Source organism: Nocardia sp. NPDC046763 (assembly GCF_040645495.1).
In the GTDB taxonomy this organism is placed as follows: Bacteria; Actinomycetota; Actinomycetes; order Mycobacteriales; family Mycobacteriaceae; genus Nocardia.
The window spans coordinates 1-6,131 of sequence record NZ_JBEYYI010000074.1 but is presented as its reverse complement, the minus strand read 5'-3'; the positions used below and the strand labels follow the sequence as shown (position 1 = coordinate 6,131).

Sequence of the window (6,131 nt, the reverse complement as noted above, 5' to 3'; positions counted from 1 at the left end):
CAGCCCGATGTGGGCATTGGCCACGTGGTGCTTGATGGCCTGGTAGCGCCCGATCGGGGTGCCGAACTGCTGCCGCTGCTTGACGTACTCGACGCTGGTGTCCAGCAGCGCCCGGCCCGCACCGAGCAGCTGCGCGGCGGCGGCCAGGGCGGCGGTGTCGAAGGCGAGATCGATGGCGGCGCTGACGCCTTCGCCCTCGGCCAGGGTCTCGCCGGCGGTCACGGTGAACAAGCGGCGAGCGGCGTCGACCGACGTCACCAGGCCACCGACGGTGGCCAGCGCGATGCGGTCGCCCTCGGCGATCAGCACCAGGTCGGCGATGTCGGCGTCCAGCGCGGTGGCCGCGCCCTCGGCCCGGCCCGCATTCGCGCCGGCCGTGGCGGTCACCGCGAGGGTGCCCAGCTTCGCGCCCTCGGCCAGCTCGGGCAGCCGCTCGGCGGCGAGTGCCGAGTCCGGAAGCGCCTGCAGCAGTGCGGGAATCGCGGCGGCGGTCTCCACCAGCGGGCCCGGCACCGCGGCCCGGCCGATCTCGGTGAAGGCCACGATCATCTCGACCGGGCCCGCGCCGAAGCCGCCGTTCTCCTCGGTGACGGTCAGGCCCAGCGCGCCCGCCTCGGCCAGCTGGCCGATGAGTGCGCGCCCGGCGGCGGAATCGCCCGCGCCCCACGCCCGGACGACGCCGGGAGTCTTGGCGGCCTCGCCCATCTTGCGCAGGCTGGCGGCGAAATCGTTCTGTTCTGCGGTCAATGCGAATCGCATGTCGTCCTCCGGGTGGCTATCGCGGCAGGCCGAGCAGGCGTTCGGCGATGATATTGCGCTGGATCTCGTTGGTACCGGCGTAGATCGGGCCCGCCAGCGAGAACAGGTAGCCGTCGGTCCAGGCCGATTCCTGTTCCGCGGCCGCGCCGTGCAGGTCGAGCGCGGTCTCGTGCATGGCGATGTCCAGATCCGACCAGAACACCTTGTTCACCGAGGATTCCGCGCCGAGCTGACCGCCCTCGGCCAGTCGGGTCACGGTGGCCCAGGTGTTGAGGCGGTACGCCTCCGCACCCACCCAGGCGTCGACCACGCGGTCGGCGAGGGCGGTGTCGGACTCGGCGGCCGCGCCGCGCCACAGCTCGATGAGCTTGTTGGCGGTGGCATTGAACCGGCCCGGCGAACGCAGCGACAGGCCGCGCTCATTGCTGGAGGTCGCCATGGCGACCTTCCAGCCGTTGTTCGGCTCGCCGATCACGTCCGCATCCGGCACGAACACGTTGTCCAGGAAGATCTCCGCGAAGCCCGGCTCGCCGTCCAGCTGCGGAATCGGCCGCACCGTAATGCCTTCCGCGGTGAGCGGGAACATCAGGTAGGTCAGGCCGCGGTGGCGCTCGGCCTCCGGGTCGCTGCGGAACAGGCCGAAACCCCAGTCCGCGAACGAGGCTCGCGAACTCCAGGTCTTCTGGCCGTTGAGCAGCCAGCCGCCCTCGGTGCGCTTGGCGGTGGAGCGGATGCCCGCCAGATCGGAGCCGGCCTCCGGCTCCGACCAGGCCTGGGCCCAGATGTCGTCGGCGCGTGCCATTCTCGGCAGGATGCGGGCCAGCTGCTCCGGCGAGCCGTGCTCGAACAGGGTCGGCGCGAGCAGGAAGATGCCGTTCTGCGAGACGCGGCCCGGCGCGCCCGCGGCGTAGTACTCCTCCTCGAAGATGACCCACTCGGTCAGCGAGGCGTCGCGGCCGCCGTACTCGGCGGGCCAGGCCACACACGATAGGCGGGCCTCGGCGAGCTTGGCCTCCCACGCGCGGTGCGCCTCGAAGCCCTCCTTGGTGTCCATGGAGGGCAGGGGAGTGGCGGGCACATGGGCCGCCAGGAACTCGCGCACCTCGGCGCGGAACTCCTCTGTCTTGGCGTCGAATTCGAGATCCACTTATTTCGCCCCGTCGTTGTTGGCGGATTCTGTTTCGCGGCCGACAGCGGCGTCGGTCGCGGCGGCCTTCATGGACTTGGCGTTCATCCCGCCCAGCGAGTCCGCGCCGACCTCGGCATTGTGAGCGTGCGCGAAGTGGTGCAGCCCGAACACCGAGTCCATGCCGGCCCGCATGCCCATGAGGTCCTCACACTGATTGACGGCCTTCTTGGTCAGCGCCAGCCCGAACTGCGGCATCTCCGCGATCTTGTCGGCCAGCGCGAAGGTCTCGGTCTCCAGATCCGAGCGCGGGACGACACGATTGACCATGCCCCATTCGTAAGCCTGTGCGGCGGTGAAACGCTCACCGGTGAACAGGATCTCCTTGGCGCGGCGCGGCCCCAGCACCCACGGGTGCGCGAAGTACTCGACGCCCGGAATGCCCATGCGGACAACCGGATCGGAGAAGAACGCGTCCTCGGAGGCCACGATCATGTCGCAGGACCAGGCCAGCATGAGCGCACCCGCGATGCACGCGCCCTGCACCATGGCGATGGTCGGCTTGGGGATCTCCCGCCAGCGGCGGCACATGCCCAGATAGACCTCGGACTCACGGGCGAAGCGCTGATCGCCACCCGGGCGATCGGTGTGGTCCCACCACAGCGCGGCTTTGTTCTCGTACTTGATGTGGTGGTCGCGGCCCGGCGTGCCGATGTCGTGGCCCGCACTGAAATGCTTTCCGGCGCCGCCCAGCACGATCACCTTGACCTCCGGATCCTCGACGGCCCGCACGAAGGCGGCGTCGAGCGCGTAGGTCATGACCGAGTTCTGCGCATTGCGGTAGTCCGGCCGGTTCAGCGTGACGACCGCGATCGGCCCCCGCTTCTCGTAGAGGACGACCTCGCCCTCGTCCGGGATGGGTCCCAGTTCCTGGCTCACACTGTCTCCTTTGCGCGTGATCGAGAGCCCTACGTGGTTACGCTCCGCTGCCGCCTCCGGGCTCGACTCGCTCACGCGATCTCCTCACGTAGTTGCCGCTTGAGAACCTTTCCGGCGGCGTTGTAGGGCAGCTCGTCGCGGAATTCCACGTACTTGGGCACCTTGAAGTTGGCCAGCTGTGCCTTGGCGTAGGCCTTCACATCGTCGGCGGTCAGCTCCGAGCCGGACCGGCGCACCACGAACACCTTGCCGACCTCGCCCATGCGCTCGTCCGGCACGCCGATGACCGCGGTCTCGGCGACACCCGCGAGCCGGGCCATGGTCTGTTCCACCTCGGCGGGATACACATTGAAGCCGCCGGAGATGTACATGTCCTTGAGCCGGTCGGTGACCTTCATGTAGCCGCGGTCGTCGATGACGGCGACGTCACCGGTATGCAGCCAGCCATCGGCGTCGATGGTCGCGGCCGTGGCCTGCGGATCGTCGAGGTAGCCGCGCATCACCTGGTCGCTGCGCAGCAGCAGTTCACCATTGTCGGCGAGCTTCATCTCGAAGCCGTCGATGGTACGCCCGCAGGTATTGGCGATGGTCTCGCTGGAGTCCTCGGGCCGGCACATGGTGCCGAACCCGCCGGATTCGGTCTGCCCGTACGCGGTCAGCACCACCTCGAAATCGAGCTCGCTGCGCATTCTTTCGATGAGCACGACCGGCACCGTGGCCGCGCCGGTGACCGCGACGCGCAGGCTGGACAGGTCCGCCCCGTCGCGCTCCGGGTGGTCGAGGATGGTCTGGTGGATGGTCGGCGGACCGGTCAGCACGGTGATGCGCTCGTCGTGGATGAGCCGCATGGTCTCCCGCACGTCGAATACGGCCTGCGGAATCATGGTCGCCCCGGTGACCAGGCTGGTGATGATGCCCGCCTTGTACCCGAAGCTGTGGAAGAACGGCGGCACGATCAGATAGCGGTCGGTGTTGTTCAGCGTCGCGCAGTCGGCCCAGGCCCGGGCGCTGCCCAGCACCTGGTGGTGCGCGATCAGCACGCCCTTGCTGCGCCCGGTGGTGCCGGAGGTGAACAGGATGTCCGAAAGATCGTCCGGCGACACCGATTCCGCGCGGGCGATGACCTCCTCGAGGCTCACCGCCTCGGCCACCTTGCCCAGTTCCGACCATACGATGGCGTCCTCGACGGGGGCCTCGCCCTCGACGGGGATCACGATGGTGGTCTCGATGCCCAGTTCCGGTGCGGCGGTTCGCAGTTCGGTCAACCGGTCGCGCCCCAGGAATCCGCCCGTGATGAACAGCGCCTTGGCGTGAACCCGCGACAGCACATCCGCCGCCTCGGCGGCCACGTACCGGGTATTGAGCGGAACGATCGCCGCACCCACGTAGTGGCTCGCCAGAACCGCGGTCACCCAGTGATGCGTGTTGGGCGCCCAGATGCCGATGCGGTCGCCGCGCTGAATGCCGCGCGCCATCAGCGCACGCGCGGTCTCACGCACCGAGTCCAGCAGTTGCGACCAGCTCAGTCGCACGGCACCGTCGCCGACAGCGGGCGCGTCACCGTAGGCGTGCGCGGCCGCGTGCAGGGCGAGCGGTGTGGTCTGCGGAGGAGATGTCACAGGGCTTCCTCGCTGTCCGGGAATGGGTCTAACAAAGCAAGTGCTTGGTAGGTTACTCTACCGACGTGAGCATGATCCAGACCCCCGAACCGGCCAGCGGGACTGAGCCCCCCGAGGACGCCGAATTCCGTGCTGAGGTGCGCGAATGGCTGGCCGAGAACCTGAACGGCCAGTTCCGCGAGCTGCGCGGTCTGGGTGGTCCCGGGCGCGAGCACGAGGCTTTCGAGGAGCGGCTCGAATGGGATCGCGCCCTCGCCGCCGCCGGCCTGACCTGCCTGGGCTGGCCCAAGGAGTGGGGCGGCCGCGACGCCACCCTGCGCCAGCAGGTCATCTTCCACGAGGAATACGCCAAAGCCGATGCCCCGAGCCGGGTTTCACACCTCGGCGAGGAACTGCTCGGACCCACGGTCATCGCCTTCGGCACCGAGGAGCAGAAGAAGCGCTTCCTGCCGGGCATTCGCAATGTCACCGAGCTGTGGTGCCAGGGCTATTCGGAGCCGGGCGCGGGTTCGGACCTGGCTGCCGTCACCACCTCCGCCCAGCTCGAGGGCGACGAATGGGTGATCAACGGCCAGAAGATCTGGACTTCGCTGGCGCACCTGTCCGACTGGTGCTTCGTGGTCGCCCGCACCGAGAAGGGCTCGACCCGCCACCACGGCCTGTCCTACCTGCTCGTTCCCATGAAGCAGCCGGGCGTCGAGGTGCGGCCCATCATCCAGCTCACCGGGACCGCGGAGTTCAACGAGGTCTTCTTCGACAATGCCCGCACCGCCGCCGATCTGGTGGTCGGGCAGCCCGGCGACGGCTGGAAGGTCGCCATGGGCACGCTCACCTTCGAGCGCGGCATCTCCACCGTCGGCCAGCAGATCCGCTACGCGCGCGAACTCGCCGACCTCGAGGCCGTGGCCCGGGAGAACGGGGCGATCGAGAACCCGGTCCTCGCGGACCGTTTCGACAAGGCGTGGGTCGGCCTGCGGGTGTTGCGCGCGCACGTGCTGCGCACCCTGGAGTCCGGACACGACGGAGCCTCCGTGGATGCCCGCACCGCCGCCGGGCAGGCGTCGGTGACCAAGCTGCTGTGGGCCAATTGGCATCGCGGCCTGGGTGAATTGGCCATGGACGTGCTCGGCGCGCCCGGCCTGATCGCCGACGGCCCGGGTGATGACCTCAACGCCTGGCAGCGCATGTTCCTCTTCACCCGTGCGGACACCATCTACGGCGGTTCGAACGAAGTGCAGCGCAATATCATCTCCGAGCGCGTGCTCGGACTTCCCCGAGAGGCTCGACCGTGAGTGAGCGAAGCGAACGTCAATTGGGCACTGTGGACCTGTCCACCGCCCCCGAAATCACCCCCGGCCACAACCTGCTCGCGGGCAAGATCGCGGTGGTGACCGCCGCCGCGGGCACCGGCATCGGTTCGGCCACCGCGCGCCGCCTGCTCTCCGAGGGCGCGGACGTGGTGATCTCCGACTGGCACGAGCGCCGCCTGAAGGAGACCGAGCAGGCGCTGCAGGCCGAATTCCCGGACCGCCGAATCGCTTCCGTGCCCTGCGACGTCAGCTCGACCGAACAGGTGGACGCGCTGGTCGCCGGTGCCGTCGCGGCGCTGGGCCGGATCGACATCATGGTCAACAACGCGGGCCTCGGTGGCGAGGTGCCGGTCGTGGACATGACCGACGAGCAGTGGG

The 6,131-nt window shown here is 68.9% G+C and carries 6 protein-coding genes; 2 read left to right on the top strand and 4 right to left on the bottom strand.

Annotation, left to right across the window (positions count from 1 at the left end):
* The 4 genes from ABZ909_RS43335 to ABZ909_RS43320 form a co-directional block, all read right to left on the bottom strand.
* The coding region (locus tag ABZ909_RS43335; protein ID WP_357012281.1) for an acyl-CoA dehydrogenase family protein at nt 1-759 on the bottom strand (759 nt) is incomplete at its 3' end.
* A gap of 16 nt (nt 760-775) precedes the next feature.
* Nucleotides 776-1,906, bottom strand: a complete 1,131-nt coding sequence (locus ABZ909_RS43330; protein ID WP_357012278.1) for an acyl-CoA dehydrogenase family protein — start codon at nt 1,904-1,906, stop codon at nt 776-778.
* Nucleotides 1,907-2,824 (bottom strand): enoyl-CoA hydratase, encoded by a 918-nt coding sequence (locus ABZ909_RS43325; RefSeq protein ID WP_357012276.1) that lies wholly within the window; start codon nt 2,822-2,824, stop codon nt 1,907-1,909.
* Nucleotides 2,825-2,895: 71 nt separating this feature from the next.
* Nucleotides 2,896-4,443 (bottom strand): FadD3 family acyl-CoA ligase, encoded by a 1,548-nt coding sequence (locus ABZ909_RS43320; RefSeq protein WP_357012274.1) that lies wholly within the window; start codon nt 4,441-4,443, stop codon nt 2,896-2,898.
* A 71-nt stretch (nt 4,444-4,514) separates the two neighbouring features.
* Here ABZ909_RS43320 and ABZ909_RS43315 point away from each other — a divergent pair, with 71 nt between their 5' ends.
* Nucleotides 4,515-5,735 carry an acyl-CoA dehydrogenase family protein gene (locus ABZ909_RS43315; RefSeq protein ID WP_357012287.1) on the top strand — a complete coding sequence of 407 codons (1,221 nt, stop codon included), beginning with the start codon at nt 4,515-4,517 and terminating at the stop codon, nt 5,733-5,735.
* Between the two features lie 20 nt (nt 5,736-5,755).
* A partial coding sequence (locus ABZ909_RS43310; protein ID WP_357012285.1) for an SDR family NAD(P)-dependent oxidoreductase occupies nt 5,756-6,131 on the top strand: 376 nt, incomplete at its 3' end.